This is a genomic window from Cupriavidus gilardii (assembly GCF_017598945.1).
In the GTDB taxonomy this organism is placed as follows: domain Bacteria; phylum Pseudomonadota; class Gammaproteobacteria; order Burkholderiales; family Burkholderiaceae; genus Cupriavidus; species Cupriavidus gilardii_E.
Genome location: NZ_JAGFTW010000037.1, coordinates 1 through 26,873, shown reverse-complemented (window position 1 = coordinate 26,873; position 26,873 = coordinate 1). Strand labels below are relative to the sequence as shown.

Sequence of the window (26,873 nt, the reverse complement as noted above, 5' to 3'; positions counted from 1 at the left end):
GAGGAGACACCACCATGACCTTCCGAGCCCTGCTGCTGACCCAGGCCGATGGCGACAAGCCGTCGACCCACGCGGAGATCGCGACGTTGCAGGACGAGCAGTTGCCCGCCGACGGCGACGTGCTGGTCGAGATCGATTACTCGACCATCAATTACAAGGACGGCCTGGCGATCACCGGGCGCAGTCCGGTCGTGCGCAAATGGCCGATGGTGGCCGGCATCGACGGCGCGGGCACCGTGCTGGAGTCGTCGAATCCGCGCTGGCGCGCCGGCGACAAGGTGGTGCTGAACGGCTACGGCGTCGGCGAGACGCACTGGGGCTGCCTGGCGCAGCGCGCGCGCCTGAAGGGCGATTGGCTGGTGCGCCTGCCCGAGTCGTTGACGACGAAGCAGGCGATGGCGATCGGCACCGCGGGCTATACCGCGATGCTGTCGGTGCTGGCGCTCGAAGCCTCGGGCGTGCGGCCGGAACAGGGCGAGGTGCTGGTGACCGGGGCGTCGGGCGGCGTGGGCACCGTCGCGATCGCGCTGCTGGGCAAACTCGGTTATCGCGTGGTGGCCTCGACCGGCAAGACCGGCGAAGCGGACTTCCTGAAGGCGCTCGGCGCGGCCGACGTCATCGATCGCGCCGAATTGTCGGCGCCCGGCAAGCCGCTGCAGAAGGAACGCTGGGCCGCTGTGGTCGACGCCGTCGGTTCGCACACGCTGGTCAATGCCATCGCGCAGGTCCGCTACGGCGGCGTGGTCACCGCCTGCGGATTGGCGCAGGGCATGGATTTTCCCGGCTCGGTAGCGCCGTTCATCCTGCGCGGCGTGACGCTGCACGGCATCGACAGCGTGATGGCACCGATGGCACGCCGCGAGCAGGCGTGGGCGCGCCTTGCGCAGGACCTCGAGCCGGATCGGCTGGCGGCGATCACGCAGGAGATCGGTCTGGCAGAGGCGATCGAAGCGGGCCAGCGCATCATCGCCGGCGGCATGCGCGGACGGGTGGTGGTCGACGTCAATCGCTGACGTGGAAGGCGGTGCCGCGCGCAGGGGCGACACCGCGTGGCACCGACCCAGCGCCGGGCCCGCGTGCCCGTGACGCTACAATCGTGGCCATGAAGCCGATCCACTACGCCATTGCCCCGCTTCAGCCCGAAGCGCATCTGTTCGCGGTCACCGTCACGGTGGACGATCCCGATCCCGCCGGCCAACGTTTCTTCCTGCCGGCGTGGATTCCCGGCAGCTACATGATTCGCGAGTTCGCACGGAACATCGTGCGCATTCGAGCCGATGTCGGAGGCGATGCCGACCGCGAGCCGGTGGCGCTGACCAAGCTCGACAAGCACACCTGGCAAGCCGAGCCGATCGACCCGGCGCGCGGTCCGCTGACGTTGTCGTACGAGGTCTACGCCTGGGATCTGTCGGTACGCGCGGCGCATCTGGACCGGACCCACGGCTTCTTCAACGGGACCTCGGTGTTCCTGTGCGTCGACGGCAAGGCGGACCGGCCGTGCACCGTCGACATCCATCCGCCGCAGGGCGAGGAATATCGCAACTGGCGCGTCGCCACGGCGCTGCCCGAGGCGCCTGGCCGCGGCGGCGCGAAGCGCTACGGCTTCGGCCGCTATCGGGCCGCAGACTACGACGAGCTGATCGACCACCCGGTCGAGATGGGCGAGTTCACGATGGGCACGTTCAAGGCCTGCGGCGCCCAGCACGACGTCGTCTTCACCGGCCGCGTGCCGCAGCTCGACATCGAGCGCGTCTGCCGCGACCTCAAGCGCATCTGCGAGGCGCAGATCCGGCTGTTCGAGCCGCGCAGCGAACGCGCGCCGTTCCTCGACAGCAATCGCCGCTATGTCTTCATGACGATGATCACCGGCGACGGCTATGGCGGGCTCGAGCATCGCGCCAGCACCGCGCTGATGTGTGCGCGCGGCGATCTGCCGGTGCGCGGCAATCCGGAAAGCAGCGAAGGCTATCGCGGCTTCCTTGGCCTGTGCAGCCACGAGTATTTCCATACCTGGAACGTCAAGCGGATCAAGCCGGCGGCCTTCGTGCCGTACCGGCTGCAGGCCGAAACGCATACGCCGCTGCTGTGGCTGTTCGAGGGCTTCACCAGCTATTACGACGATCTGATCCTGGTGCGCAGCGGCTGCATCACGGAGCAGCAATACGTCGAACTGCTGGCCAAGACCTGGAACGGCGTGCTGCGCGGCAGCGGGCGTACCAAGCAGAGCGTGGCCGACAGCTCCTTCGATGCCTGGACCAAGTACTACCGCCAGGACGAGAACGCGCCCAACGCGATCGTCAGCTACTACACCAAGGGCTCGCTGATCGGGCTGGCGCTGGACCTGACCATCCGCAGCCGAACCCATGGGCGCCGCTCGCTCGACGACGTGATGCGGATGCTGTGGCGGCGCTATGGACGCGATTTCTACACGCCCGGCGCGGTGCAGCGCGGCGTCACCGAGGACGAGGTGCATGCGCTGATCGACGAGGTGGCCGGCGTACGCGTGTCCACGCAGCTGCGGACCTGGACCGAGGGCACCGGCGAGCTGCCGCTGCCGGCCCTGTTCAAGCCCTTCGGCATCCGCGCCGAACCGCGCAAGCCCGCCCGTGGCGCGGCGCTCGGCATCAAGACCAGGAGCGAGGACGGCTGGGTGCGCGTGACGCAGGTGCTCGACGGCGGCGCGGCGCAGGCGGCCGGCTGGTCGGCCGGCGATCTGCTGGCCGCGGTGGACGGGCTGCGCGTCACCCCCAATGGGGCAGGGCAGCTCGACAAGCTGCTGGCGCGCTATCGCGCCGGCGACACCGTACCATGCCACCTGTTCCGCCGCGACGAACTGCACGTGCTGCCGGTGACCTTCGCGCCGGAGCCGGCGACGGAATATCGGCTGCAGCTGGAGGAAGGCGACGATCGGCGCCAGCGCGGCCGCCATCCATTGCGCGCGCGCTGGCTGGGCCAGTAAGCTACCGGCCTCCGCCGTCTGCCGTAGCCCGTCCGCCGCGCCCGCATGCAATACGCCCACGATCCTCGCACCTTCGTTTTTTCGCACTACGTCTATCGCGGCCTGCGCTCGGCGACCGGCGTCATCGGCGCGACGCTGATCGCGCTGCAGCTGGCCGACCTGCCGACCGCGATGGTGGTGTCGATGGGCGCGCTGTGCACCAGCCTGATGGACCTGCCCAGCCCGGTGAACCACAAGTTCAACGAGATGCTGGCCAGCGTGCTGCTGTGCACGGCGGTGACGCTGATCGTCGCGCTGGTCACGCCGTTCCCGCGCGTGCTGCCGGTGGTGCTGGTGCTGGTCACCTTCCTGGCCGGCATGATGACGGTCTACGGCAACAAGACGATGCCGTTGCAGTTCTCGACGCTGTTCGTGATGACGCTGACCTTGAGCGAGGACTTCGTCGTGCGGCGTGCGATCGAGCACGCGCTGCTGTTCGGCGCCGGCGCCGCGGCGTACATGGCCTACGCGATGGCGGTCAGCTGGCTGATGGAGCGGCGCACCAAGCAGCAGATCCTGGCCGAGTCGCTGTACGAGCTGGCCGCCTACCTCGAGATCAAGGCCGGCTTCTACGATGCCGGCAACGACTACGACGAGCAGTTCAACGCGCTGGTGCGGCAGCAGATCATCGTCGCGGAGCGCCAGCAGGCGGCGCGCGATCTGGTGCTGCGCGGCAACCGCACGCCGCACGACGGGCTGCTGGTGCAGGTCCATCTGCGGATGCTGGACCTGTACGAATACATCCTGTCGACCAATACCGATTACCCGCTGCTGCGCCAGACCTTCGCCGGCACGCCGGTGCTCGACGCGCTGCGCCGGCTGATCCGGCTGATGTGCCAGGACGTCGAGGCGATCGCCTACGACGTGACGCGCGGCCGGCCGTCGTATGCCGAGGTCGATTATCGCGAGGCGCTGCGCGCGGTCGCCGACGAGATCGCAATGCTGCGGCACCACCATATCGATCCGGCGGCGATGACCGCGCTGGGCGAGACGCTGGACATGATCAAGGGCGCGATCGCGCTCGTCGAGCAGCTGCACGTGGCCTCGCGCACGCCGGTCGAGCCGCGCCAGGTGCTGCCCGGCCCCGACATGACGCCGTTCCTGACGCGCCAGCGCTACGAATGGCGCGTGCTGCGCGACAACCTGCACTGGCGCGCGCCGGTGTTCCGCTTCTCGCTGCGGGTCACGATGGCGGTGGCCGCAGGGCTGGTGGTCGCGGGCTATCTGCCCTATGCCTCGCACAGCTACTGGATCCTGCTGACCATCGTCGTCATCCTGAAGCCCAACTTCAGCATGACCAAGCAGCGCTACAACGACCGCCTGATCGGCACGCTGATCGGCTGCATCATCGCGCTGGCGATCCTGCGCGTGGTGCACGAACCGCTGGTGCTGCTGGCGGTGCTGTTCGTCTCGCTGGTGGCCAGCGCGACCTTCGTCACCATCAAGTACCGCTACACCGCGATCGCGGCCTGCGTGCAGGTGCTGGTGCAGATCAACCTGCTGATGCCGGGCTCGACGGTGGTCGGCGAGCGGCTGGTCGATACGGTGATCGGCGGCGTGATCGCCTCGATCTTCAGTTTCGTGCTGCCGAGCTGGGAATATCGCGCGATTCCGGCGCTGGTCGAGAACGTGCTGAACGCCAACCGCCGCTATATCGCCGCCACGCGCGACCTGCTGCTGGGCCTGACGCGCGACGACTTCGCCTATCGGGTCGAGCGCAAGCAGTTCATGGACAGCCTGTCGGCGCTGATCGGCTCGTTCCAGCGGATGCTGGACGAACCGAAGAGCCGGCACCGCGCGGTCGACAACCTGAACCGCTTCATCGTGCAGAACTATCTGGTCGCCGCTCATGTCGCGGCGGCCCGGATCCAGGTGCGCCAGCACGCCGACGAGCTGGACCTGCCGGCCGCCCGCGCCGCGATCGAGGAAGCCACCGAGGCCGCGACGCGCAGCCTGCGGCTCGCCAGCGAGCGGCTGCTCGAAGGCGACCGCGGCGAGGGCAGGGGAGCCGGTTTCATCCGCCGGCGGGCGCCGGCGCCGGAGGCGGAGCCAGTGCCGGCTTCGGCCACCGAGGCGGGTCAGGGCGCTGCCGCGACGATCCAGGCGGCCGGGGCCGAGGCAAGGACAGCCGAGACAGTTGAGAGAGCCGAAGCACAAGGCGGGCATGCCGACGCGAACGAGGCGGCGCAGGCCGAAGCCGACAACGAGCCCGCGGAAGCCATCGTGGCGGCCGGAACGGCTAGCGAAGCGGCAGCCGATGCCGCGCTCGCCGATGCCACCGAACGCCGCGCCCGGCTGGCCGATTCGGCCGACCGCTGGCATACGGAAACGCTGGTGCAGACGGCCGGCGCGCCGGAACCGGGCGGCACCGCCAGCTCGACCGGCCGCGCCGCCAATGCCGTGCTGGAACGGCGGCTGCGGGCGCTGCGGGCGGACGCCGCCAAGATCGCGCTGCGCACCGGCGCGATCGGCCGCGCGATCCGCCAGCGCGCCTAGGGACCCTCCCGCCCCGCGCGGGGGTGGTCATGCCCGCGTCATCGCACTAGTCTACGGTTGTACGGATGTGCGGACTCGCAAGGAGGAGCGGCGATGGAAACCTGGCACATGGTGGCGCACGGCAAGGTGCAGGGGGTCGGCTATCGCGCGGCCTGCGAGGATCTGGCGATCCAGCTCGGGCTGGGCGGCTGGGTGCGCAACCGCGACGATGGCACGGTCGAGGTGATGGCCTACGGACCGCCGGAGCGGCTGGCCCAGTTGCGCGAATGGATGGAGCAGGGACCGCCGGCGGCGAAGGTCGAAAAGCTGGACGTCGAGCCGGGCGAGGGCGAGTTCGAGCTGTTCGAGTGGCGCTCGACGTAGTGCTCGACGTAGTAGCGGGCCGAACCTAGTGCGCGCTCCAGTCGATCGGCTCGCGCTGGTGCCCGACCAGCCAGTCGTTGGCGAGCCGGAAATGTCCGCACCCGAGAAAGCCGCGATGCGCCGACAGCGGCGACGGGTGCGGCGCCTCCAGGATGCAGTGCTCGCCGGCCAGCAGGTCCTTCTTGGCCTGCGCGTGGCTGCCCCACAGCAGGAACACCAGATGCGGGCGGCTGGCTGCCAGCGCCGCGATCAGGCAGTCGGTGACCGCTTCCCAGCCGCGTTTGGCGTGACTCGCGGCCTGTCCTTGCTCGACCGTCAGCACGGTGTTCAGCAGCAGCACGCCCTGGCGCGCCCAGCCTTCGAGATTGCCGGAGGCCGTGGGCCGCGCCACCGCCGGGTCGCCAAATTCCGCGGCAATCTCCTTGAAGATGTTGCGCAGGCTCGGCGGCACCCGCACGCCGTCCGGCACCGAGAAGGCCAGTCCATGCGCCTGCGGCACCTCGACGCCGTCGACCATGCCGACGCCGTGGTACGGGTCCTGCCCCAGGATCACGACCTTGACCGCCTCGGGCGGCGTCAGATGCAGCGCGTGGAAGACGTCGCGCGGGAACACCGGCTTGCCGGCGGCGCGCTCGCCGTCGACGAAATCGGCCAGCCGCTGCCATGCCGGCGTGGCCAGGCAGGGCGCCAGCAGCGCGCGCCAGGCGGGCGGCAGGTCGTCGGCCTGCGCCGCCAGCGGGGTCCATTGGGGCTGCGGCGCACGGACAGCGGTGGCGGCATCGGTCGACGCGTTGGCCCCTGCTTCTGCCGCGGATCCTGTCGTCACGTCGGCAAACAGCTGGCCTTGACCGGTGTCGGCGCCGGCGGCTCGGCTCGAACGGCGGCCCATCATGCGGCTCCCGCCGGCGATCCGGCTTGACCGGCCTGGCTGGCCAGCGCATAACCGCGCGCGGCCTTGCTGCGGTCCGACGGCGTCAGCGCGGCGACCGTGCCGAGCCGCTCGCCGAGCGCGCGCAGCGTCGCGGCCGCTTGCGACGCGTCGCCCGACAGCCATTCCAGTTCGAGCTCATGGATGGTCTCGCGCGCGGACGTACGCGTAGTGCCGTCCTGCGTGACGGCGGCGATCTCGCCGGCGTCCAGCGCCGCTTCGATCTCGGCTTCGATCTCCGCCTCCATCTGCCCCTCACCACCGCCAGTCAGCGGACAGCGCAGCCGCCAGGTCCGCCGCACGAAATCGGTGCGGAACACCGGTTGCAGCCGGCCCGCCAGCGGATCGAGCAGCGCACGCGCCTCGGCCGGCAGCCGCGCCGGCTCCAGGGCCTCGCCCGCGACCTCGGTCTCCCATTCGTTGCGCGTGGCCAGCCCGGCCTCGCTGCGTCCCGCGGTCTTCAGCGTCTGCAGCCAGCGCGCGCCGTCGCGGCGCAGCCGCAGCGCAGCGCGCGCCTGCGCCAGCTCATGGGCCGGCGTGTCGAGATAGACGTTGAGCAGATGCGATTCGCCGACCGCCTGTGCATTGGCGTCGAGCCAGGCGATCAGCGTGGCCGCGGCGGCGGCATCGGGTACTGCCAGTTTCAGTTCGATTTCCTGGGCCATCGGAGCGGTCGGGGCGGGAGCAGGTGGGCGGGAGCCGAGGGCTTCAGGCGAACAGCCGGGCCAGTTCGGCGCCCGGATCGTCGGCGCGCATGAACGCTTCGCCGACCAGGAAGGCGTGCACATTGGCCTCGCGCATCCGCGCCACGTCGTCCGGTCCGAGAATGCCCGACTCGGTGACCACCAGCCGGTCCGCCGGCATCGCCGGCAGCAGGTCCAGCGTGTTCTGCAGCGAGACCTCGAAGGTGCGCAGGTTGCGGTTGTTGACGCCGACCAGCGGCGTCTTCAGCCGCAGTGCGGCTTCGAGCTCCGCGCCGTCGTGCACTTCGACCAGCACGTCCATGCCCAGCTCGTGCGCGCAGGCCTCGAGCTCGGCCATCAGGCCCGGATCGAGCGCGGCGACGATCAGCAGGATCGCATCGGCGCCCCAGGTGCGCGCCTCGTACACCTGGTACAGGTCCACCATGAAGTCCTTGCGCAGCGCCGGCAGCGGGCAGGCGCCGCGTGCGCGCCGCAGGTAGTCGGCATGGCCCTGGAAAAAGCGCTCGTCGGTCAGTACCGACAGGCAGGCCGCGCCGTGGCCGGCATAGCTTTCAGCGATCGCCTCGGGCACGAAATGCTCGCGCAGCACGCCCTTGGACGGCGAGGCCTTCTTGATCTCGGCGATCACGCCGGCGTGGCCGGCATCGATCTTCGCGCGCAGCGCCGCACCGAATCCGCGCGGGGCGAGGCCGGCCTCATCGCGCAGGCTCTCCGCTTCGGCGCGCAGGCTGGGCAAATCGCGGCGCTTGCGCGCGGCGCTGACTTCGTCGGCCTTGACGGCAAGGATCTTCTGCAGGATGTCGGACATGCTTGTTTGCCTCGGATTACTGGAACTGGCGCGTCGCCTGCACGAACTCGTCGAGCTTGGCGCGGGCCGCGCCGCTGGCGATCGCCTCGCGCGCGCGGGCGATGCCGTCCTCGATCGACGAGGCGACATTGGCGGCGTACAGCGCGGTGCCAGCGTTCAGCGACACGATCTCGCGCGGGGTGCCCGGCACGTTGGACAGCGCCTCGAGCAGCATCTCCTTCGATTCGGCCGCGTCGGCCACCTTCAGGCCGCGGTTGGAGATCATCGACAGGCCGAAGTCCTCCGGATGGATCTCGTACTCGCGCACCTCGCCGTCCTTCAGTTCGCCCACCAGCGTGGCGGCGCCCAGCGACACCTCGTCCATGCCGTCCTTGCCGTAGACCACCAGTGCATGGCGCGCGCCCAGGCGCTGCATCACGCGCACCTGGATGCCGACCAGATCGGGATGGAACACGCCCATCAGGATATTGGGCGCGTCCGCCGGGTTGGTCAGCGGGCCGAGGATGTTGAAGATCGTGCGGACGCCCATTTCCTTGCGGATCGGCGCGACGTTCTTCATCGCGGGGTGGTGGGTCGGCGCGAACATGAAGCCGATGCCGGTCTGCGCGATGCACTGGCCGACCTGCTCGGGCGTCAGCATGATGTTGACGCCGAGCGCCTCGAGCACGTCGGCGCTGCCCGACTTCGAGCTGACGCCGCGGTTGCCGTGCTTGGCGATGCGTGCGCCGGCCGCGGCGGCGACGAACATCGACGCGGTCGAGATATTGAACGTATGCGAGCCGTCACCGCCGGTGCCGACGATGTCGACGAAATGCTCGCGCTCGGACACGGTGACCTTGTTGGCGAATTCGCGCATCACCTGTGCGGCGGCCGTGATCTCGCCGATGGTCTCCTTCTTGACGCGCAGGCCGGTCAGGATCGCGGCGGCCATCACCGGCGAGATCTGCGCCTGCATGATCTGCCGCATCAGATGCAGCATCTCGTCGTGAAAGATTTCGCGGTGTTCGATGCAGCGCGTCAGCGCTTCCTGGGGCGTGATGGGCATGGCGGTCTCGCAGGCGTGGGGTTCGTTCGATCGGGCGCGTGAGGGAGCAGGGGCGTGAGCAGGGGCAAGGGCAGGAGCGAGGGGGCCATCGAGCCGTTTCATCGCGCCACCTTCAGGAAGTTGTCCAGCAGCGTGTGTCCGTGTTCGGACAGGATCGACTCGGGATGGAACTGCACGCCCTCGATCGCAAACTGCTTGTGCCGCACGCCCATGATCTCGCCGTCGGGCGTCCACGCGGTGACTTCGAGGCAGTCGGGCAGGGTCTCGCGCTCGATCGCCAGCGAATGATAGCGCGTCACGTCGAACGTTTTCGGCAGGCCGGCGAACACGCCCTGCTGCGTGGTCTCGATGCGGCTGACCTTGCCGTGCATCACCTGCTTGGCGCGGATCACCTTGCCGCCGAACGCTTCGCCGATCGCCTGATGGCCCAGGCATACGCCCAGGATCGGCAGCTTGCCGGCGAAGTGCTTGAGCACGGCCACCGAGATGCCGGCCTCGGCCGGGCTGCACGGGCCGGGCGAGATGCAGATGCGCTCAGGCGAGAGCGCCTCGATTTCCTCGACGGTGATCTCGTCGTTGCGGTAGGTCCGCACGTCGGCGCCGAGCTCGCCGAAGTACTGCACCAGGTTGTAGGTGAACGAGTCGTAGTTGTCGATCATCAGCAGCATGATTCACCCGGCTTGAATGGTGGTGGTGCGTTGGTGGAAGGCGAGGGCGCGTGCGAGCGTGGTCGGCCAGGCGGGCGCGCGGCGGTATTCGGATCGAGCAGATCGAGGGGAGGAATTCGACGGCATCGGCAGATCTCCTGGGTATTTAGGAGCCGCCGCACCGGTGAGCTGTTGGACCGCACGTTTGCCAACCGGAACGGCGGCAAGGTGCGAAAGAACGCAACGACGTGCCGCTTCCTAGTGGAAGCGCCACCAACGGGACAGATGCGACGAAACGGTCGGAGCCCGGAAGGTCATCGTGGTTCTGCGTCAGACGATTGCGTGATCGGAGGATCGGGTGAATCGGGGGTGTGTTCGGAGGTTACACGGAAAGCGACGCTTTGTGGGGCACCGCGCATCCGGAACGAAGTCGCTACTTTAACTTGCCTCGCATGCCGGTGTCGAGCGCGAGCGCCGCCCGGAGGCGGGCCCGTGACGCAATCCCCAACCAAGGGTGGGGGGCCGCGGAAGCGGAATTTGGCGCGTTTTCCATCGTTCACAATCGATTTTCAGCTTCTTCACTACACTTTGCGAAGTTTTGCGGCTCCGCACCTTGCGCTTCTGCATCGGTTGCGGTTGCACGACGCCATCCCTGCTGCGGATGGCCATCCGGCGCGGTTCTTCGGTGCCCGCCGGATCCCGTAGGTCTCCTCCCGTCGATCTCCGCAGGCGGGACAGACCCGATCGGGTTCCGTGCCCTCGTGCCGCCCTTCCCTAGCCGATAAACCGTTTCGCGTGCGTGCCGTCGCGGCATGCCGCGGGCGCTTGACCATCACAGCGAGACAGGCTGCGGAGTTCCCATGGAGTCATTGATGACGCGTCATTCGCGCTCTCCTGCCCGCTTTTCGGCCCGTACGGTGGCCGACGCCAGCCGTGGGCCGACGTTGCGGCGGCGCACGCCGGTGCAGCTGGCCGTCGGACTGGCGGCGGCGATGTCGTGCCTGGCGTTGCCGGCGCACGCCGCGCCGGCGCAGGCCGACCAGCCCCCGGCGCAGGCCGACCAGCAATACGATGCGCTGATCCAGCGCGCCCGGGCCGGCGACTACGAACCGGCTCTGACCGCGCTGCGCGAGCGGCTCGCGCAGGCGCCGACCGATCGGCGCGCCGCCTACGACCGCATGATCATCGCCAGCTGGGCGGGCCGCCCGGCCGAGGTCCTGGACACGTATCGTGCCCTGGGCGTCGACGCCGGCAACCTGCCCGCCGACGTGCTGGCCGCGGTGGCGCGCGCACAACGCGACGAACGCCAATGGGACGCATCGCTGGCGCTGTACCGCGAAGGCCGCCAGCGCTTCCCCGCCCGGCAGGACTTCGCGCTGGGCGAGATCCTGGTGCTGGCCGACAGCGGCCGCACTGCCGACGCCGTCGCGGCGGGCCGGGCGCTGGTCCAGCGGCAGCCGTCCAACCCCGATGCCCGCATCGCGCTGGCCTACGCGCACACCCGCGCCAACGACCCTTACGAGGCGCTGTTCGAGGCCGACCGGGCCCATGGCCTGGCGTCGCAGCGCAAGGACGTGGTGCGCGAATACGTGCGCGCGCTCGAGCATGCGGGGCTGCCCGAAGCCGCGCTGCGCGTGGCCGACGAACACCCGGGCCTGCTCGATCGCGCCGACCGGCTCGAGCTGGAACTGGATGTGACCGCCGAACAGGTGCGGATGGCCGACATGCCGACCCGCACCGAAGCGGAGCGCTTCGCCATCGCCGACCGCGCGCTGGCCCGCTACGAGGAACTGCTGCCGCAGTTGCGCGGCACCGGCCCGCGCGGCGAAGCCCAGCTGCGCCGCGCCCGCATCGATCGGCTCGCCGCGCTGCATGCCCGCGTGCGGATGCAGGACCTGGTCGACGAATACGAGGCGCTGCGCGCCGAAGGCGTCGAGGTCCCGGCCTTCGCGCTGACCGACGTCGCCGCGGCCTATCTCTATCTGCGCCATCCGGAACAGGCCGAGACGCTGTACGCCCAGGCGATCCGCGATGCGTATCCGCCGGGCACCGACGCCGAGGCGCGGCTGGCCGCGCAGACCGGTCTCTATTACGCGCATGCCGAGGCGGAGAAATTCCCGCCGGCCGGCGAGGTGGTGGAGCAGGCCAGCGCCGAGCAACCGCGCTGGCGGTGGCTGCGCGGCCAGCCGACGCGCCAGCCGAACGACCTGTGGCTCGACGCCGCCGAGGTCAGCGCGCGTTCGCGCCGCCTGGCCGACGACACCGTCGACGCGCAGCAGCGGCTCGAAGATCTGGTCAGCCGTGCGCCGGGCAATTCCCGGCTGCGCGTGCTGAGGGCCGAGCTGTATCGCGCCCGCGGCTGGCCGCGTCAGGCCGAGAGCGAACTGAAGCTGGCCGAAACGCTGGACCCGCGCGCCGTGCCGCTGGAGGTCCAGCAGGGCCATGCCGCGCTCGATCTGCAGGAATGGCGGCAGGCCGAGATGCTGCGCAACGACACGATGGCGCGCTATCCCGAAGACCTGGCGGTCCGGCGTCTCGATCGCGACTGGCAGGTCCATAACAAGTCCGAGCTGCGCATCGAGGGCTATCGGGGTCTGGCCAACGACAGCGCCGTGGTCGGCAACGGCAATTTCGGCATCGAGGCGGTGCTGTACACCCCGCCGATCCACTACGACTGGCGCGCCTTCGGCGGTATCGGTTATGCCACCGGCCGTTTCCAGGAAGGCAGCGTCGACTACCGCTGGGCACGCACGGGCGTGCAGTACCGCGTGCGCGACCTGACCGTCGAAGGCGAAGTCTCGGCGCACGACTATGGCGGCGGCGGCAACGGCCGTGCCGGCGGACGGCTGTCGGCGCAATACGACCTGGACGATCGCTGGCAGATCGGCGCCTCGGGCGCGCTGCGTTCGACCGGCACGCCGCTGCGCGCGCTCAAGCAGGGCATCTACGCCGATACCTTGTCGGCATTCGCGCGCTACCGCGCCAGCGAGCGCAGCGAGTGGATGTTCACGGTGGCGCCGTCGCGCTTCAGCGATGGCAACGACCGTCTCGAAGGCGGCGTCGCCGGCGTGCAGCGCTTCTACACCGCGCCGCATCTGAAGGGCGATCTGCTGGTCGACATCTGGGCCTCGCGCAACACGCGCCGGGACACGCCGTACTACAACCCGCGCTCGGACCTGACGCTGCTGCCGTCGGTGCGGCTGACGCACACGCTGCATCGCCGCTACGAGACCGTCTGGGAGCAGCAGTTCCTCGCCGGCGCGGGTGCGTATGCGCAACGCGGCTACGGTACCGGCGCCATCATGATGATCGGCTACGGGCAGCGCTTCCGCACCAACGACGTGTTCGACGTCGGCGCCACGATCACCGGCACCAGCCGTCCGTACGACGGCCAGCGCGAGCGCGAACTGCGCATCGTGTTCGACCTGACCTACCGATTCTGAACGGGATGCATGCCATGGAAGCCACCTTGATGCGCCCCTATCGCGCCTTTCTGATGTTGTTCCTCGCCGTGGCGGCGTTGCTGCTCGCCGCCTGCGCCAAGGACATTCCGCGCTTCACGCCGCCGGCCGAACGGCCGGTGCCGAAGGCCGAGCAGCCCTGGCCGCGCAACCATGTCGCGGTGCTGGCGTACCACGACGTGGAGGACCGCGACCCGGACCAGGCCTATCTGAGCGTACGCACCGACCAGCTGATCCGTCAGCTGGCCTGGCTGCGCGAGAACGGCTATCGGCCCGTCACCGTCGACCAGATCCTCGCCGCACGCAACGGCGGCGCGGCGCTGCCCGACCGCGCGGTGCTGCTGACCTTCGACGACGGCTACCGCAGCTTCTATACGCGCGTGCTGCCGATCCTGAAGGCCTATCGCTGGCCAGCGGTGCTGGCGCCGGTCGGCGTATGGCTCGACACGCCCGAGAACAAGCCGGTCGATTTCGGCGGCACGCCGACCGAGCGCGACCGCATGCTGACCTGGCAGCAGGTGCGCGAGATCGCCGCCTCGGGTCTGGTCGAGATCGGCGCCCATACCGACGCGCACCACTACGGCGTGCTGGCCAACCCGCAAGGCAACACGCAGCCGGTGGCCGCGGTGCATGCCTACGACAGCAAGACTGGCACCTACGAGAGCGACGCGGCCTATGAAAAGCGCGTGCGCAACGACGTGCAGCGGATCACCGAGAAGGTCCGCCGGATCACCGGCAAGCCGGTGCGCGTGTGGATCTGGCCGTATGGCGCCGAAAGCGGCTCGGCGCTGCGCATCATCGGCGAGAACGGCTACCAGATGGCGCTGACGCTGGAAGACGGGCTGGCAACCGTGGACAAGCTGATGTCCGGTGCGCGCCTGCTGATCGGCGACGATCCGGGCCTGCGCGGCTTCGCGCAGTCGGTGGTCGAGATGGAGCAGCAGCAGAACATGCGCGTCGCGCATGTGGACCTGGACTATGTCTACGACGCCGATCCCGCCCAGATCGACCGCAATCTGGACAAGCTGGTGCAGCGCATCTACGACCTGCAGATCGACACGGTCTTCCTGCAGGCGTTTGCCGACCCCGATGCCAGCGGCCTGGTGAAGTCGGTGTACTTCCCCAACCGCGTGCTGCCGGTGCGCGCCGACCTGTTCAACCGCGTCGCCTGGCAGCTGCGCAACCGGACCAACGTCAAGCTCTATGCGTGGATGCCGGTGCTCGCGCTCGACCTCGACAAGTCGATCGCCCCCGTGTCCCGCTGGGATCCGAAGACGGGCCGCGTCGACGTCGATCCGAAGCAGTACCGGCGCCTGTCGCCGTTCGATCCGGCGGCCCGCCAGCGCATCGGCGAGCTCTACGAGGACCTGGCACGCCATGCAGTGTTCGACGGCATCCTGTTCCACGACGACGCCGTGATGAGCGACTTCGAGGATGCCAGCGCGCCGGCCCTGGCCGCCTATCGCAAGGCCGGGCTGCCCGACGCGATCGAGGAGCTGCGTGCCAATCCGGAGACGATGCAGCGCTGGACGCGGTTCAAGAGCCGTGCGCTGGTCGACTTCACGCACGAGCTGACCGCCAAGGTACGCGCGATCCGCGGACCGGCGATCAAGACCGCGCGCAATATCTTCGCCGCGCCGATCCTGCAGCCGGAGAGCGAGGCCTGGTTCGCGCAGAACCTCGACGATTTCCTTGGCGCCTACGACTGGACAGCGCCGATGGCCATGCCCTACATGGAGCAGGTGCCGGCCGGCAAGGAAAACGCGTGGCTCGATTCTGTGGTCGATGCCGTGGCCAGGCGGCCCGGCGCCCTGCGCCGCACCGTGTTCGAGCTGCAGAGCCGCGATTGGCGCAAGGCCGATGCGCCGCCGGTGGACAGTGCCGTGCTGGCGGGCTGGATGCAGCGCCTGCAGCGCCGCGGCGCCCGCAATTTCGGCTACTACCCGGACGACTTCCATAACAACCAGCCTCGGCTCGACGTGATCCGGCCGGCGCTGTCCAATGCCTGGTACCCCGCGCCATGATCGAACGTCTATTTGCCCTGATCGTCCTGTGCATCGCGCTCGGCATGCCGATCGGCCTGGCCGTGCTCGCCACCGGCGACCTGCTGCTTGCCTTCGTGTTCTTCTATCCGCTGTTCATGTCGGGACTGTGGATGGCCGGCGGCGTCTATTACTGGTGGCACTGGGAACGCAAGTGGTCCTGGGACGAAGACCGCCAGCCGCCCAAGGTGGCAGGCGAGCCCTTCATCTCGATCCTGGTGCCCTGCTTCAACGAGGAGAAGAACGGTGAAGAAACGCTGCGTGCCGCGCTGGCGCAGCGCTATCCGAACTTCGAGGTGATCGCCATCAACGACGGTTCGCGCGACGGCACCGGCGCGCTGCTCGATGCGATGGCGGCAAGGCACGACCGGCTGCGCGTGGTGCACCTGGCCCAGAACCAGGGCAAGGCGATGGCGCTGCGCATGGGGGCGCTGGCCGCGCGCGGCGAGTATCTGGTCTGCATCGACGGCGACGCGGTGCTCGATCCGGATGCGGCAGCCTATCTGGTCGCGCCGATGGTCGACAACCCGCGTGTCGGCGCGGTGACCGGCAACCCGCGCATCCGCACCCGCTCGACGCTGATCGGCCGCATCCAGGTCGGCGAGTTCTCGTCGATCATCGGGCTGATCAAGCGCACCCAGCGCGTCTACGGCCAGGTGTTCACGGTGTCCGGCGTGGTGGCCGCCTTCCGCCGCCGCGCGCTCGATCGCGCCGGCTACTGGAGCCTGGACATGATCACCGAGGACATCGACATCAGCTGGAAGCTGCAGCGCGACCACTGGTCGATCTTCTACGAGCCGCGCGCGCTGTGCTGGATCCTGATGCCCGAGACGCTGCGGGGGCTGTGGAAGCAGCGTCTGCGCTGGGCCCAGGGCGGCGCCGAGGTGTTCCTGAAGAACGTGCGCTCGATCTGGATCTGGCGCCATCGCCGGCTGTGGCCGCTGATGGCCGAATACTGCCTGTCGGCGGGCTGGGCCTTCATCTTCGCGATGTCGATCATCCTGTGGGCGCTCGGCTACTTCGTCGACCTGCCGGCCAACATCCGCATCGAGAAGCTGGTGCCGCCGGGCTTTACCGGCATGGTCCTGGCGGTGGTCTGCGTGCTGCAGTTCGCGATCAGCGTGGCGATCGACCGCCGCTACGAGCCCAAGCTGGGCCGCTCGATGTACTGGACGATCTGGTATCCGCTGGCCTTCTGGATGATCGGCATGCTGACCACGCTGATGGCCTTCCCCAAAGTCATGCTCAAGACCCGGCGCCGTGCCCGTTGGACCAGCCCGGATCGCGGCATCAAATCGATGAGGTCGTGATGAATCCCGATGACATGATCATTCGCACCAAACGCACCCGCGTGGGCTGGCTGATCGATGCGTTGCTGACCGCGCTGGCCTGGATTGGCTTCGGTTACCTGTGCGTGACCGGGTTGCTGGCCGTGCTGCGGCACGCCAACGCCGGTCCTGATGTGCCGTTCTGGTCGGCGCTGCTGCCGACCGCGGGCACGCTGTCGATCTACGTGGTGGTGGGGCTGTTCAACGGCGTGGTGCTGCTGACCTGGGCGCTGTACAACCAGTACCGCTTCTCCGGCCTCGATCGGCGCAAGCCGATCCCGGCGCTGCGCGACGACGAACTGGCGCGCAGCTTCAAGGTGTCGGGGGAGCAGCTGCGCGCGCTGCAGAAGGCCAAGGTCGCGGTGGTCGACCATGAGGGGGACGGCACCATTGCGGACGTGCATCTGCCGCAGCCGGTGCAGGTGCCGGCTCGGGAAACGTCTGCGGTGAATTGATCCCGTCGTTCCCGCAGATGCGGGAACGATGATTTTTTCGCCGGGCTTACGCGAAGTCCGAGTCCAGCCCGTCCTGCACCTGCTCGGCGGCGCGGATCACCGCGCGGGCCTTGGCCTCGGTCTCGCGCCATTCGGCGTCTGGATCGGAGTCGGCGACGATGCCGGCGGCGGCCTGCACATAGAGATTGCCGTCCTTGACGATGCCGGTGCGGATCGCGATCGCCAGATCCATCTCGCCGCCGAACGACAGATAGCCGACCGCGCCGCCGTAGATGCCGCGCTTGCGCGGTTCCAGCTCGTCGATGATCTCCATCGCCCGCACCTTCGGCGCGCCGCTCAGCGTGCCGGCGGGGAAGGTGGCGCGCAGCACGTCCAGATTGCTGATGCCGTCCTTCAGCGTCCCTTCGACCGAGCTGACGATGTGCTGCACGTGCGAGTACTTCTCGATCACCATCTGGTCCGTGACCTTGACCGAGCCGGTCTCGGCGATGCGGCCGATGTCGTTGCGGGCCAGGTCGATCAGCATCACGTGCTCGGCAATCTCCTTCGGATCGTTGAGCAGCTCGGTGGCCAGCTCGGCGTCGCGCTCGGGCGTGTTGCCGCGCGGGCGCGTGCCGGCCAGCGGGCGGATCGTCACCACGCGGCGCGAGCGCGCTTCGCCCTGTTCGCTGGTGCGGCGCGTTTCCTGCCGCACCAGGATCTCCGGCGAGGCGCCGACGATCTGGAAGTCGCCGAAGTTGTAGAAGTACATGTACGGCGACGGGTTCAGCGAGCGCAGCGCGCGGTACAGCGACAGCGGCGCGTCGCGATAGGGCTTGGTCAGCCGCTGGCCGATCTGCACCTGCATCATGTCGCCCGCCACGATGTATTCCTTGGCCTTCGCCACCGCGGCCAGATAGTCGGCCTTGTCGAACTCGCGGTAGACCTCGGTCTGCACCGACGGGCTGGTGACCGGCACGTCGACCGGCTGGCGCAGCTTCATGCGCAGGTCGCGCAGACGCTGCCGCGCGCGCGAATAGGCTTCCGGCATGCCGGGATCGGCGTAGACGATCAGATAGAGCTTGCCCGACAGGTTGTCGATCACGGCCAGCTCCTCGCACAGCAGCAGCTGGATATCGGGCAGGCCCAGGTCGTCCGGTTTCTCGGTGCCGGCCAGCTTCTTCTCGATATAGCGGACCGTGTCGTAGCCGAAGTAGCCCGCCAGGCCGCCGCAGAAGCGCGGCAGGCCGGGGCGCAGCGCGACCTTGAAGCGCCGCTCGAAGGCGGCGATGAAGTCCAGCGGATTGCCCTCGTGCGTCTCGACCACCTTGCCGTCGGTCACCACCTCGGTGCGCTGGCCGTAGGCGCGCAGCAGCGTGCGCGCATGCAGGCCGATGAAGGAATAGCGGCCGAAGCGTTCGCCCCCGACCACCGATTCGAGCAGGAAGGTGTTGACGCCGCGGGTTTGCGACTGCGCCAGCTTCAGGTACAGCGACAGCGGCGTCTCGAGATCGGCGAAGGCCTCGGCGATCAGCGGAATGCGGTTGTAGCCCTGGTCGGCCAGCGATTTGAATTCGAGTTCGGTCATGACGGTCCTCTGGGACGGCGCACCGGGGCGCTGCGGCAAGGTGGTCCCCGGCGGGCGATTCTGGGAGGGGCAGGATGGCCGAAGCACCGGCCCCGTTCGGGCGGCTCGTGGGACGGAGGCGGACGATCCGATCGATCGGTCGTTCCGCTGTTGCTCCGTCTCGAGCCAGGGGGCGTATTGCGCGTTCGGGTAACGCTAGCAGGGATTGCCGGGAAGGGAAACCGGGCCGGCGGCACCGCCGGTCCGGTCCACGCGCCGTGCCGATCGAATCGGCGCGACGCGATCAGCCCAGTCGCGAACGCACTTTACGCCTGTTGGGAGGCGCGCCAGCGACGCCAGGGCCAGGCCTGCCGATCACTGTCAGTAAAGATGCGTTTGCGGTTCAGGAACATGAAGGTCGTGTTCTCGGGTGTCTGCGCGGGATGCGGAGAGGGCGGTCTCTGGAATTGGGCAGGGCGCGCGCGGTGAGGCTGGCGGGCCGTGGCCGGAGACTACCGGTGTGCTGCCAAGACCTCAGCGGCCTTGACAAGCGAGCCGACTATACCATCGGCGTCGACGCCTTGTACAGGCTTGCCATGGTTGTAGCCGTAGGGCACCAGCAGCACGCCGATACCGGCCGCGCGGGCCGCCATGGCGTCGTTTTCCGAGTCGCCGATGGCCACCATCTGCGCCGGTTCCAGGCGGAACGCCTCGCATACCTTCAGCAGCGGCAGCGGGTCCGGCTTGCGGAACGGAAAGGCATCGCCGCCGTAGACCAGTTCGAAAGCGGGCGCCAGACCCAGCTTGTCCAGCAGCGGCGCGGTGAAGTCGTGCGGCTTGTTGGTGACGCAGGCCAGCCGCAGGCCGGCCGCCTTCAGCGCCGCCAGCCCCGCCTCGACGCCGGGGTAGAGCGCCGAAAACTGACCGTTGATGCGCAGGTATTCGCGGTTGTACAGCGCCAGCGCGTCGGCGAACAGGCCGTTGGCGGCGGCGGGCGGCAGGCGGGTGTCCAGCACACGCCGGATCAGGTTCTCGGAGCCCTTGCCGACGAAGCTGACGATCTCGGGCAGGGGCAGCGGGGCGATGTCGCCAAGCGCCGGATGCAGATGCGACAGGGCCTGCAGCATCGCGTTGACCGCCGCGTGGAAGTCGCCCGCGGTATCGACCATGGTGCCGTCCAGATCGATGATGGCGCCGCGAATGCCGCGCCAGTCGGTGCGCTTGAGCGTCGCCCCTTCCATCACTGGCCCACCTTGGCCAGTTCGGCGCGCAAGGCCGACAGCACGCCGCGATAGCCGCCGTCGGCGTCGGGCTTGCCGAATACCGCCGAGCCGGCGACGAAGGTGTCGGCCCCGGCCGCGGCAATCTGCGCGATGTTCTCGACCTTCACGCCGCCGTCGACTTCGAGCAGGATCGTGCGGCCGGTACGGGCGGCATAGGCATCGATGCGCTCGCGCACCGCGCGCAGCTTGTTCAGCGTCTCGGGGATGAAGGCCTGGCCGCCGAAGCCCGGGTTGACCGACATCAGCAGGATCACGTCGAGCCGGTCCATCACGTGGTCGAGATGGTGCAGCGGCGTGGCGGGGTTGAACACCAGCCCGGCCTGGCAGCCGTGATCGCGGATCAGCGCCAGCGAGCGGTCGACATGGTCGCTCGCCTCGGGGTGGAACGTGATGATGTTGGCGCCGGCCTTGGCGAAGTCCGGAATGATGCGGTCGACCGGACGGACCATCAGATGCACGTCGATCGGCGCGGTCACGTGCGGGCGGATCGCCTCGCAGACCAGCGGGCCGACCGTCAGGTTCGGCACGTAGTGGTTGTCCATCACGTCGAAGTGGATCCAGTCGGCGCCGGCCTCGGTGACGCGGCGCACTTCCTCGCCCAGGCGGGCGAAGTCGGCGGACAGGATGGACGGGGCGATGCGAAAGGTCGGGGTGCTCATGATGGCGTGGGTGACGTGGCAAGGATGCGGCAAGGGCGCGTCCCGCCAGTGCGGCCGGCGCGCAAGGGCGCCATTTTACGCCGCCTTTGCGGCGCGCGAGGCCGGGGCGCCGGGCGGGCGGGGGCGCGAACCCGACTTGCCGCACCCCTGCCCTTGCCGCACAATGCCGCTACCTTGTCTTGCCACCGGCCACCCCGACAATGAGCGAGTATGCTTTTTCCGTTTCCGTGCGCACGCAGTATCTGCCCGATCAGTCCGACCCGGAACACGGACGCCATGCCTTTGCCTACACCATCACGATCCAGAACACCGGCGAGGTCGCGGCCCAACTGATCTCGCGGCACTGGCAGATCACCGACAGCGACAACGCCACGCAGGAAGTGGCAGGGCTCGGCGTGGTCGGACATCAGCCGCTGCTCAAGCCAGGCGAGCACTTCGAATACACCAGCTGGGCGACGATCTCCACGCCGGTCGGCTCGATGAAGGGCAAGTACTTCTGCGTGGCCGAGGACGGCCATCGCTTCGAGGTGCCGATTCCGGAGTTCGCGCTGGTGCTGCCGCGCATGCTGCATTGAGGGCTGCCGGAACCTAGGCGCCCGGCGCGTTGTCCTTGCTGTGCGCCTGCCCCGCGGCCTGGCTCGCGGCTTGGTTCGGTTGAGCGGCCTGCTGGGAAGGCGCGCGCGACGGGTGATCCGCCGGGGCGCGGCTGGGACGCGGATGCTTCTTCGCCGTGCCCATGGTCCAGACCACGATGAAGATCAGCAGAAACAACGCCACGCCGGCCTCGAGGGCGAACAGCAGCATGGGATGGTCTTGAAAGAATTCGCTCATGGATGATTCCCGCGTTCGAGCCAACGTCGATCCGGCATGGAGGAGCCCGCCCGGATCGGCCCGAGCATTGTAGGGCATCGGCTGCCGGCCGGGCCCTTGTGTCATGGCTGCGGCCAGCACCGCCAGCACCGCCAGCCACTCAGAGCCACTGTCCTTGCCGCCGCGGCCGCGCCCGGCGACAACCCACCGAAAACGATGACTGACCACGACTCCGCTTTCGCCGTTCGCCGTCTTCCCTTGCTTTCCACTCGCGTCACTACCGTCGCCAGCCGCTTGCCGGGCGCCCGCGCGCTATGGGCCATCGTCGGCGCGGCCGCGGTGCTGGCCGGTTGCGTCAGCGGCCCGCCGCCGCGCATCGAGACCGGGCAGCCGACACCTCCGGTGACGGGCGTCGGCGGCAAGGGCCGGCTGCAGCCGGCAAGCTGGAGCGAGATCGGCGGCTGGACGCGCGACGACGTGCGGGCCGCGTGGCCGGCGCTGCAGGCCAGCTGCCAGGCGCTGAAGAAGCGCGCCGAATGGCGCGGCCCCTGCACGGCCGGGCTGATGGTCGATGCCAGCGATCCGCAGGCGCTGCGCAGCTACTTCGAGCAGCATTTCCAGCCCTATCGCGTCGTCAACGGCGACGGTACCGACAGCGGACTGGTGACCGGCTACTACGAGCCGATCCTGCACGGCTCGCGCACGCGCCAGGGCGCCTACCAGATTCCGCTGCACCGCAAGCCGCCGCAGTGGGGCAACCGGCCGCTGCCGCCGCGTGCCGAGCTGCTGCGCGATCCGGCGCTGCGCGGCAACGAGGTGGTCTGGGTCGACGACGCGGTCGAGGCCGCCTTCCTGCAGATCCAGGGCTCGGGCCGCATTCGCCTGGCCGACGGCACCATGATGCGGGTCGGCTTCGGCGGCACCAACGACCAGCCGTTCCGCTCGTTCGGCAAATGGCTGCTGGACCGGGGCGAGATCACGCCGGCGCAGGCCACGATGCAGGGCATCAAGGCGTGGGCGCGTGCCAATCCGGCACGGGTCGAGGAGATGCTGAACGTCAATCCGCGCTATGTGTTCTTCCGCGAGCTGCCGCCCAACAACGACGGCCCGATCGGCGCGCTGGGCGTGCCGCTGACGCCGGAACGTTCGATCGCGGTGGATCCCGCCACCATCCCGCTCGGCGTGCCGGTTTTCCTCTCCACCACGCGGCCGCTGTCGAGCGAACCGATCGAGCGGCTGGTCTTTGCCCAGGACACCGGCAGCGCGATCAAGGGCGGCGTGCGCGCCGACTTCTTCTGGGGCGCGGGCGATGCCGCCGGCGAGACCGCCGGCCGCATGAAGCAGGCCGGGCGGATGTGGGTGCTGATGCCGCGCAGCTGAGCGCGGCTCAGCGCGGACGCTGATCGACGATCCGCCGCGCCTTGCCGACCGAGCGTTCGACCCCGCCCGACGGCAGGATCTCGAGCGCGACGGTGACGCCGATATAGGCCTTGATCTCGTGGGTCAAGGTCTCGCGCGCCTGGCGCACGGTGTCCGGCTCGACGCCATGCGCGCATTCGACGCGCACGGTCAGCGTGTCCAGCGGGCCTTCCTTGCCGAGCACGCACTGGTAGTGCGGCGCCAGCTCGGCGTGCTTCAGGATCAGTTCCTCGATCTGCGAAGGGAATACGTTGACGCCGCGGATGATCATCATGTCGTCGGAGCGGCCGGTGATCTTCTCCATCCGGCGGAACGCCGGCCGCGCGGTGCCCGGCAGCAGCCGGGTCAGATCGCGCGTGCGATAGCGGACGATCGGCAGCGCCTCCTTGGTCAGCGAGGTGAACACCAGCTCGCCGAAGCTGCCGTCGGGCAGCACCTCGCCGGTGTTCGGGTCGATGATCTCGGGGTAGAAGTGGTCTTCCCAGATGGTCGGCCCGTCCTTGGTCTCTGCGCATTCGTTGGCGACGCCGGGGCCCATCACCTCGGACAGGCCGTAGATGTCGACCGCCGAAATGCCCATGCGCCGCTCGATGGCCACGCGCATCTCCGGGGTCCACGGTTCGGCGCCGAAGATGCCGACCTGCAGCGAGCTCTTCGCGGGATCGAGCCCCTGACGCTCGAATTCGTCGGCGATCGCCAGCATATAGCTGGGCGTCACCATGATGATCTCGGGGCGGAAGTCCTGGATCAGCTGGACCTGGCGTTCTGTCTGGCCGCCGCCGAACGGGATCGCGGTCAGGCCCGCCTTCTCCACGCCGTAGTGCGCGCCCAGGCCGCCGGTGAACAGGCCGTAGCCGTAGCTGATGTGCACCTTGTCGCCGCGCCGTGCCCCCGACGCGCGGATCGAGCGCGCCATCACCGTGGCCCAGATGTCGATGTCGCGCAGCGTGTAGCCGACCACGGTGGGTTTGCCGGTGGTGCCCGATGACGCATGGATGCGCGCGACCTGGTCCTGCGGCACGGCGAACATGCCGAACGGGTAGTTGTCGCGCAGGTCCTGCTTGGTGGTGAACGGAAAGCGCGCCAGGTCGGCCAGCGATTTCAGGTCCTCCGGATGCACCCCCGCCTCGTCGAACTTGCGCCGATAGACCGGCGAATTCCGATAGGCATGGTCGAGCGACCACTTCAGGCGCTGCAGCTGCAAGGCCTGCAATTCGTCGCGGCTGGCGGTCTCGATCGGCTCCAGCGGCAGATCGGTCAGGCGCGTGCTCATTGTTGTCTCCTGCGATGGGGTGTTGCTGCGGGTGTCGCTTCGATCAGCCGGCTTCGGGCGGCGGCACGACATGGCCCTTGATCTGCGCCGACTTGCCGCGGAACATCGCCACCACCTCGCCGTCGCGGTTGGTCACGCGGATGTCGTAGATGCCGTGCCGGCCGGACAGGATCTGCTCGGTCGCCTCGGCGGTCAGCACGTCGCCGCCGCGGACCGGCTTCAGAAATTCGATGCTGCAGCCGGCCGCCACCGTGTTGATGTTGTGGCTGTTGCAGGCGAAGGCGAAGCACGAATCGGCCAGCGTGAACATCAGGCCGCCGTGGCAGATGCCGTGGCCGTTCAGGAACTCGTCGCGCACCGGCATCGACAGCCGCGCATAGCCGGGGGCGATCGCGTCGATGGTCATGCCGAGCCAGCGGCTGCAGCTGTCGGCCTCGTACATGCTGGCGGCGGCCGCTTCGGCCAGCGCTTGCGGATCGGGAGTCAAGCGGATCTCCTGCTCAAGAGTCGGGGAGGGCGGGGAAGGGCCGCGGCCGGCAGGCTACTGGCCGGTGAAGCGCGGCGCGCGCTTTTCGAGGAAGGCGTTGACGCCCTCCGCATAGTCGTGCGATCCGCCGAGGGCGCGCTGCAGGTCGCGCTCCATGTCGAGCTGGGCGTCCAGCGTTTGCGTGGCGCTGGCGTACATCGCGCGCTTGATCGCCGCCAGCGCGCGCGTCGGCTGCGCGGCCAGATGCGTGGCCAGCGCCAGGGCCTGCTCCATCAGCAGCGGATCGTCCATCGCCTCCCAGATCAGGCCCCACTTCTCGGCCTCGTCGGCCGACAGCTTGTCGCCGGTCATCGCCAGCCCCAGCGCGCGCGCCATCCCGAGCCGCTTGGGCAGGAACCAGGTGCCGCCCGAATCGGGCACCAGTCCGATCTTGATGAAGGCCTGGATGAAGCTGGCCGAGCGGGCCGCCAGCACGATGTCGCAGGCCAGCGCGAGATTGGCGCCGGCGCCCGCGGCCGTGCCGTTGACGGCGGCGATCACCGGCAGCGGCATCGACTGCAGCCGGCGCACCAGCGGATTGAAGGCGCTGTCGATCAGGTCGCCGAGATCGGTCATGTGGCCCGGGGTGAAATCCAGATCGGCCAAGTCCTGGCCCGCGCAGAAGCCGCGTCCGGCGCCGGTGAGCAGCAGGACGCGCGCGTGGCCCGCTTCGGCGTGGTCCAGTGCCTGCACCAGCGCAGCGTGCATCTCCCGGGTGAAGCTGTTGAGCTTGTCCGGCCGGTTCAGCGTGACGACGGCGACGTCGCCGTGCCAGGCCAGCAGGACCGGGCCGGCGTCGATGGCGGTACGGGGCGACGGCGTGGGCGTGGCGTGCATTGTTTTGTCTCCTGCCATATCCAGGTTGCGGCACGCTTTGGTGGCCGCTCCGGACGGTTGTTCTGGATCGAAGCCGGGTGGCGGCTCCGTCTGGCATTGTAGGGAAGCGCTAGAGCGGTTTTAAGACAGCGGTTTTAATTAACCGACCAGTCGGTCGGCAAATGTTAGCATTAATCTTTCGCGGTTTGCTACGGCCGGGTATCGTTGCTGGTCGCAACGATGCTGACCGGCGCTGCAGCCATTTTGCCGGCATCCCTTTTTCATTGGAGACAGAGGAAACCCATGGCGTACGACAACATTCTGGTGGAAACTCGTGGCCGCGTCGGGCTGGTGACGCTGAATCGTCCGAAGGCGCTGAACGCGCTCAACGACGCGCTGATGGACGAACTGGGCGCCGCGCTGACGGCCTTCGACCAGGACGAGGGCATCGGCTGCATCGTGATCACCGGCAGCGAACGCGCTTTCGCCGCGGGCGCGGACATCGGCATGATGGCGAAGTACAGCTATATGGATGTCTACAAGGGCGAGTACATCACCCGCAATTGGGAGACGATCCGCAGCATCCGCAAGCCGGTGATCGCCGCGGTGGCGGGCTACGCGCTGGGCGGCGGCTGCGAACTGGCGATGATGTGCGATATCGTGATCGCCGCCGACACCGCGAAGTTCGGCCAGCCCGAGATCAAGCTCGGCACCATGCCTGGCGCCGGTGGAACCCAGCGGTTGCCGCGCGCGGTGTCCAAGGCCAAGGCGATGGATCTGTGCCTGACCGCGCGGATGATGGATGCGAACGAGGCCGAGCGCGCCGGCCTGGTGTCGCGCATCGTGGCGGCTGACAAGCTGGTCGACGAAGCGGTCGCGACCGCGGAAACGATCGCCAGCTTCTCGCTACCGGTGGTGATGATGATCAAGGAGTCGGTCAACGCGGCGTACGAGACGTCCCTGAGCGAGGGTGTGCGCCTGGAGCGCCGGCTGTTCCACTCCACCTTCGCCACCGAGGATCAGAAGGAAGGCATGGCCGCCTTCGTCGAGAAGCGCGCGCCGAACTTCCAGCACCGCTGAAGCAGCTGCGCCGCCGCCTTGCATAAAAAGATGACAAAGGTATTGCCAGGCGGCGCGCACTCCCTTAATATTCGCCCCCTCGCAGCCGAACGGCGGCGGGGTTGGCAGGGAAGGCAAAGGCGCTGCGGTGCTGGCGCCGCGGCAGAAAGTGCTGACAAACCTGTTGACGAGAAGCGAAAGGTTCTG

The 26,873-nt window shown here is 68.7% G+C and carries 23 protein-coding genes; 11 read left to right on the top strand and 12 right to left on the bottom strand.

Features of this window, described 5'->3' with window-relative positions:
• Positions 1-14 precede the first annotated feature (14 nt).
• The 4 genes from J5T34_RS13575 to J5T34_RS13560 all read left to right on the top strand — a co-directional run bounded on the left by J5T34_RS13575 (position 15) and on the right by J5T34_RS13560 (position 5,857).
• Positions 15-1,013: an MDR family oxidoreductase gene (locus J5T34_RS13575; RefSeq protein ID WP_208580209.1), complete on the top strand. Its 999-nt coding sequence runs from the start codon at positions 15-17 to the stop codon at positions 1,011-1,013.
• Positions 1,014-1,102: 89 nt separating this feature from the next.
• Complete coding sequence (locus J5T34_RS13570; protein ID WP_208580208.1) at positions 1,103-2,959, top strand: M61 family metallopeptidase; 1,857 nt, start codon at positions 1,103-1,105, stop codon at positions 2,957-2,959.
• Between the two features lie 45 nt (positions 2,960-3,004).
• A complete protein-coding gene (locus J5T34_RS13565) occupies positions 3,005-5,494 on the top strand; it encodes an FUSC family protein (protein ID WP_208580207.1) in 2,490 nt (829 codons plus the stop codon).
• Between the two features lie 93 nt (positions 5,495-5,587).
• On the top strand, positions 5,588-5,857 hold the full coding sequence (locus J5T34_RS13560; RefSeq protein ID WP_208580206.1) for an acylphosphatase: 270 nt from the start codon (positions 5,588-5,590) through the stop codon (positions 5,855-5,857).
• 25 nt (positions 5,858-5,882) lie between these two features.
• Here the strand turns inward: J5T34_RS13560 and J5T34_RS13555 are convergent, their stop codons facing one another.
• The 5 genes from J5T34_RS13555 to J5T34_RS13535 all read right to left on the bottom strand — a co-directional run bounded on the left by J5T34_RS13555 (position 5,883) and on the right by J5T34_RS13535 (position 10,010).
• Positions 5,883-6,749, bottom strand: coding sequence for a uracil-DNA glycosylase (locus J5T34_RS13555; protein ID WP_244258896.1), 867 nt, complete (start codon positions 6,747-6,749; stop codon positions 5,883-5,885).
• Positions 6,746-7,450, bottom strand: coding sequence for a CYTH domain-containing protein (locus J5T34_RS13550; RefSeq protein ID WP_208580205.1), 705 nt, complete (start codon positions 7,448-7,450; stop codon positions 6,746-6,748). The genes J5T34_RS13555 and J5T34_RS13550 overlap by 4 nt, the downstream gene beginning before the upstream one ends.
• 43 nt (positions 7,451-7,493) lie before the next feature.
• Positions 7,494-8,297, bottom strand: coding sequence for an indole-3-glycerol phosphate synthase TrpC (gene trpC / locus J5T34_RS13545; protein ID WP_208580204.1), 804 nt, complete (start codon positions 8,295-8,297; stop codon positions 7,494-7,496).
• 16 nt (positions 8,298-8,313) lie between these two features.
• Complete coding sequence (gene trpD / locus J5T34_RS13540) at positions 8,314-9,342, bottom strand: anthranilate phosphoribosyltransferase (protein ID WP_064576979.1); 1,029 nt, start codon at positions 9,340-9,342, stop codon at positions 8,314-8,316.
• Positions 9,343-9,440: 98 nt separating this feature from the next.
• Entirely contained in the window at positions 9,441-10,010 is a 570-nt protein-coding gene (locus J5T34_RS13535) for an aminodeoxychorismate/anthranilate synthase component II (protein ID WP_208580203.1), read from the bottom strand.
• An 851-nt stretch (positions 10,011-10,861) separates the two neighbouring features.
• On the opposite strand from J5T34_RS13535, the gene pgaA reads away from it, so the two are divergent.
• The 4 genes from pgaA to pgaD are packed head-to-tail and all read left to right on the top strand — an operon-like array spanning position 10,862 to position 17,275.
• Entirely contained in the window at positions 10,862-13,432 is a 2,571-nt protein-coding gene (pgaA, locus tag J5T34_RS13530; protein ID WP_244258895.1) for a poly-beta-1,6 N-acetyl-D-glucosamine export porin PgaA, read from the top strand.
• 14 nt (positions 13,433-13,446) lie between these two features.
• Entirely contained in the window at positions 13,447-15,474 is a 2,028-nt protein-coding gene (gene pgaB / locus J5T34_RS13525; RefSeq protein ID WP_208580202.1) for a poly-beta-1,6-N-acetyl-D-glucosamine N-deacetylase PgaB, read from the top strand.
• The gene (gene pgaC / locus J5T34_RS13520) at positions 15,471-16,802 is read left to right on the top strand and encodes a poly-beta-1,6-N-acetyl-D-glucosamine synthase (protein ID WP_208580201.1); all 1,332 of its coding nucleotides are present in this window, start codon (positions 15,471-15,473) and stop codon (positions 16,800-16,802) included. The genes pgaB and pgaC overlap by 4 nt, the downstream gene beginning before the upstream one ends.
• Positions 16,802-17,275, top strand: coding sequence for a poly-beta-1,6-N-acetyl-D-glucosamine biosynthesis protein PgaD (gene pgaD / locus J5T34_RS13515; protein ID WP_208580200.1), 474 nt, complete (start codon positions 16,802-16,804; stop codon positions 17,273-17,275). Before pgaC ends, pgaD begins: the two co-directional genes overlap by 1 nt.
• A gap of 46 nt (positions 17,276-17,321) precedes the next feature.
• Here pgaD and trpE read toward each other — a convergent pair whose 3' ends face one another.
• The 3 genes from trpE to rpe form a co-directional block, all read right to left on the bottom strand.
• The gene (gene trpE / locus J5T34_RS13510) at positions 17,322-18,842 is read right to left on the bottom strand and encodes an anthranilate synthase component I (protein ID WP_208580199.1); all 1,521 of its coding nucleotides are present in this window, start codon (positions 18,840-18,842) and stop codon (positions 17,322-17,324) included.
• Positions 18,843-19,333: 491 nt separating this feature from the next.
• Positions 19,334-20,062 carry a phosphoglycolate phosphatase gene (gene gph / locus J5T34_RS13505; RefSeq protein WP_208580198.1) on the bottom strand — a complete coding sequence of 243 codons (729 nt, stop codon included), beginning with the start codon at positions 20,060-20,062 and terminating at the stop codon, positions 19,334-19,336.
• The gene (gene rpe / locus J5T34_RS13500; protein ID WP_208580197.1) at positions 20,062-20,763 is read right to left on the bottom strand and encodes a ribulose-phosphate 3-epimerase; all 702 of its coding nucleotides are present in this window, start codon (positions 20,761-20,763) and stop codon (positions 20,062-20,064) included. Before rpe ends, gph begins: the two co-directional genes overlap by 1 nt.
• Before the next feature lie 200 nt (positions 20,764-20,963).
• On the opposite strand from rpe, the gene apaG reads away from it, so the two are divergent.
• Positions 20,964-21,338, top strand: a complete 375-nt coding sequence (gene apaG, locus J5T34_RS13495; protein ID WP_006579374.1) for a Co2+/Mg2+ efflux protein ApaG — start codon at positions 20,964-20,966, stop codon at positions 21,336-21,338.
• A 13-nt stretch (positions 21,339-21,351) separates the two neighbouring features.
• On the opposite strand, the gene J5T34_RS13490 is transcribed toward apaG, so the two are convergent.
• Positions 21,352-21,594: a hypothetical protein gene (locus J5T34_RS13490; RefSeq protein WP_208580196.1), complete on the bottom strand. Its 243-nt coding sequence runs from the start codon at positions 21,592-21,594 to the stop codon at positions 21,352-21,354.
• A 195-nt stretch (positions 21,595-21,789) separates the two neighbouring features.
• On the opposite strand from J5T34_RS13490, the gene mltA reads away from it, so the two are divergent.
• Positions 21,790-22,953 (top strand): murein transglycosylase A, encoded by a 1,164-nt coding sequence (gene mltA, locus J5T34_RS13485; protein WP_208580195.1) that lies wholly within the window; start codon positions 21,790-21,792, stop codon positions 22,951-22,953.
• A 7-nt stretch (positions 22,954-22,960) separates the two neighbouring features.
• Here mltA and paaK read toward each other — a convergent pair whose 3' ends face one another.
• From paaK to paaG, 3 genes are read right to left on the bottom strand one after another with little or no spacing between them, the layout of a single operon-like run.
• Positions 22,961-24,265 (bottom strand): phenylacetate--CoA ligase PaaK, encoded by a 1,305-nt coding sequence (gene paaK, locus J5T34_RS13480; RefSeq protein WP_208580194.1) that lies wholly within the window; start codon positions 24,263-24,265, stop codon positions 22,961-22,963.
• Between the two features lie 43 nt (positions 24,266-24,308).
• The gene (gene paaI / locus J5T34_RS13475) at positions 24,309-24,752 is read right to left on the bottom strand and encodes a hydroxyphenylacetyl-CoA thioesterase PaaI (protein ID WP_208580193.1); all 444 of its coding nucleotides are present in this window, start codon (positions 24,750-24,752) and stop codon (positions 24,309-24,311) included.
• A 54-nt stretch (positions 24,753-24,806) separates the two neighbouring features.
• Entirely contained in the window at positions 24,807-25,628 is an 822-nt protein-coding gene (gene paaG, locus J5T34_RS13470) for a 2-(1,2-epoxy-1,2-dihydrophenyl)acetyl-CoA isomerase PaaG (RefSeq protein WP_208580192.1), read from the bottom strand.
• Between the two features lie 282 nt (positions 25,629-25,910).
• Between paaG and J5T34_RS13465 the strand changes: the two genes are divergently transcribed.
• The gene (locus J5T34_RS13465; protein WP_208580191.1) at positions 25,911-26,687 is read left to right on the top strand and encodes an enoyl-CoA hydratase; all 777 of its coding nucleotides are present in this window, start codon (positions 25,911-25,913) and stop codon (positions 26,685-26,687) included.
• Positions 26,688-26,873 lie beyond the last annotated feature (186 nt).

Excerpts from the sequence above, each read along its gene's own strand:
- J5T34_RS13490 (WP_208580196.1), bottom strand. The coding sequence starts at position 21,594 with ATGAGCGAATTCTTTCAAGACCATCCCATGCTGCTGTTCGCCCTCGAG.
- pgaB (WP_208580202.1), top strand. The coding sequence starts at position 13,447 with ATGGAAGCCACCTTGATGCGCCCCTATCGCGCCTTTCTGATGTTGTTC.
- J5T34_RS13550 (WP_208580205.1), bottom strand. The coding sequence starts at position 7,450 with ATGGCCCAGGAAATCGAACTGAAACTGGCAGTACCCGATGCCGCCGCC.
- paaG (WP_208580192.1), bottom strand. The coding sequence starts at position 25,628 with ATGCACGCCACGCCCACGCCGTCGCCCCGTACCGCCATCGACGCCGGC.
- J5T34_RS13570 (WP_208580208.1), top strand. The coding sequence starts at position 1,103 with ATGAAGCCGATCCACTACGCCATTGCCCCGCTTCAGCCCGAAGCGCAT.
- paaK (WP_208580194.1), bottom strand. The coding sequence starts at position 24,265 with ATGAGCACGCGCCTGACCGATCTGCCGCTGGAGCCGATCGAGACCGCC.
- J5T34_RS13465 (WP_208580191.1), top strand. The coding sequence starts at position 25,911 with ATGGCGTACGACAACATTCTGGTGGAAACTCGTGGCCGCGTCGGGCTG.
- gph (WP_208580198.1), bottom strand. The coding sequence starts at position 20,062 with ATGGAAGGGGCGACGCTCAAGCGCACCGACTGGCGCGGCATTCGCGGC.
- J5T34_RS13560 (WP_208580206.1), top strand. The coding sequence starts at position 5,588 with ATGGAAACCTGGCACATGGTGGCGCACGGCAAGGTGCAGGGGGTCGGC.
- pgaC (WP_208580201.1), top strand. The coding sequence starts at position 15,471 with ATGATCGAACGTCTATTTGCCCTGATCGTCCTGTGCATCGCGCTCGGC.
- J5T34_RS13535 (WP_208580203.1), bottom strand. The coding sequence starts at position 10,010 with ATGCTGCTGATGATCGACAACTACGACTCGTTCACCTACAACCTGGTG.
- pgaD (WP_208580200.1), top strand. The coding sequence starts at position 16,802 with ATGAATCCCGATGACATGATCATTCGCACCAAACGCACCCGCGTGGGC.
- trpE (WP_208580199.1), bottom strand. The coding sequence starts at position 18,842 with ATGACCGAACTCGAATTCAAATCGCTGGCCGACCAGGGCTACAACCGC.
- pgaA (WP_244258895.1), top strand. The coding sequence starts at position 10,862 with ATGACGCGTCATTCGCGCTCTCCTGCCCGCTTTTCGGCCCGTACGGTG.
- J5T34_RS13575 (WP_208580209.1), top strand. The coding sequence starts at position 15 with ATGACCTTCCGAGCCCTGCTGCTGACCCAGGCCGATGGCGACAAGCCG.
- mltA (WP_208580195.1), top strand. The coding sequence starts at position 21,790 with ATGACTGACCACGACTCCGCTTTCGCCGTTCGCCGTCTTCCCTTGCTT.
- trpC (WP_208580204.1), bottom strand. The coding sequence starts at position 8,297 with ATGTCCGACATCCTGCAGAAGATCCTTGCCGTCAAGGCCGACGAAGTC.
- J5T34_RS13565 (WP_208580207.1), top strand. The coding sequence starts at position 3,005 with ATGCAATACGCCCACGATCCTCGCACCTTCGTTTTTTCGCACTACGTC.
- trpD (WP_064576979.1), bottom strand. The coding sequence starts at position 9,342 with ATGCCCATCACGCCCCAGGAAGCGCTGACGCGCTGCATCGAACACCGC.
- J5T34_RS13555 (WP_244258896.1), bottom strand. The coding sequence starts at position 6,749 with ATGATGGGCCGCCGTTCGAGCCGAGCCGCCGGCGCCGACACCGGTCAA.
- rpe (WP_208580197.1), bottom strand. The coding sequence starts at position 20,763 with ATGAGCACCCCGACCTTTCGCATCGCCCCGTCCATCCTGTCCGCCGAC.
- apaG (WP_006579374.1), top strand. The coding sequence starts at position 20,964 with ATGAGCGAGTATGCTTTTTCCGTTTCCGTGCGCACGCAGTATCTGCCC.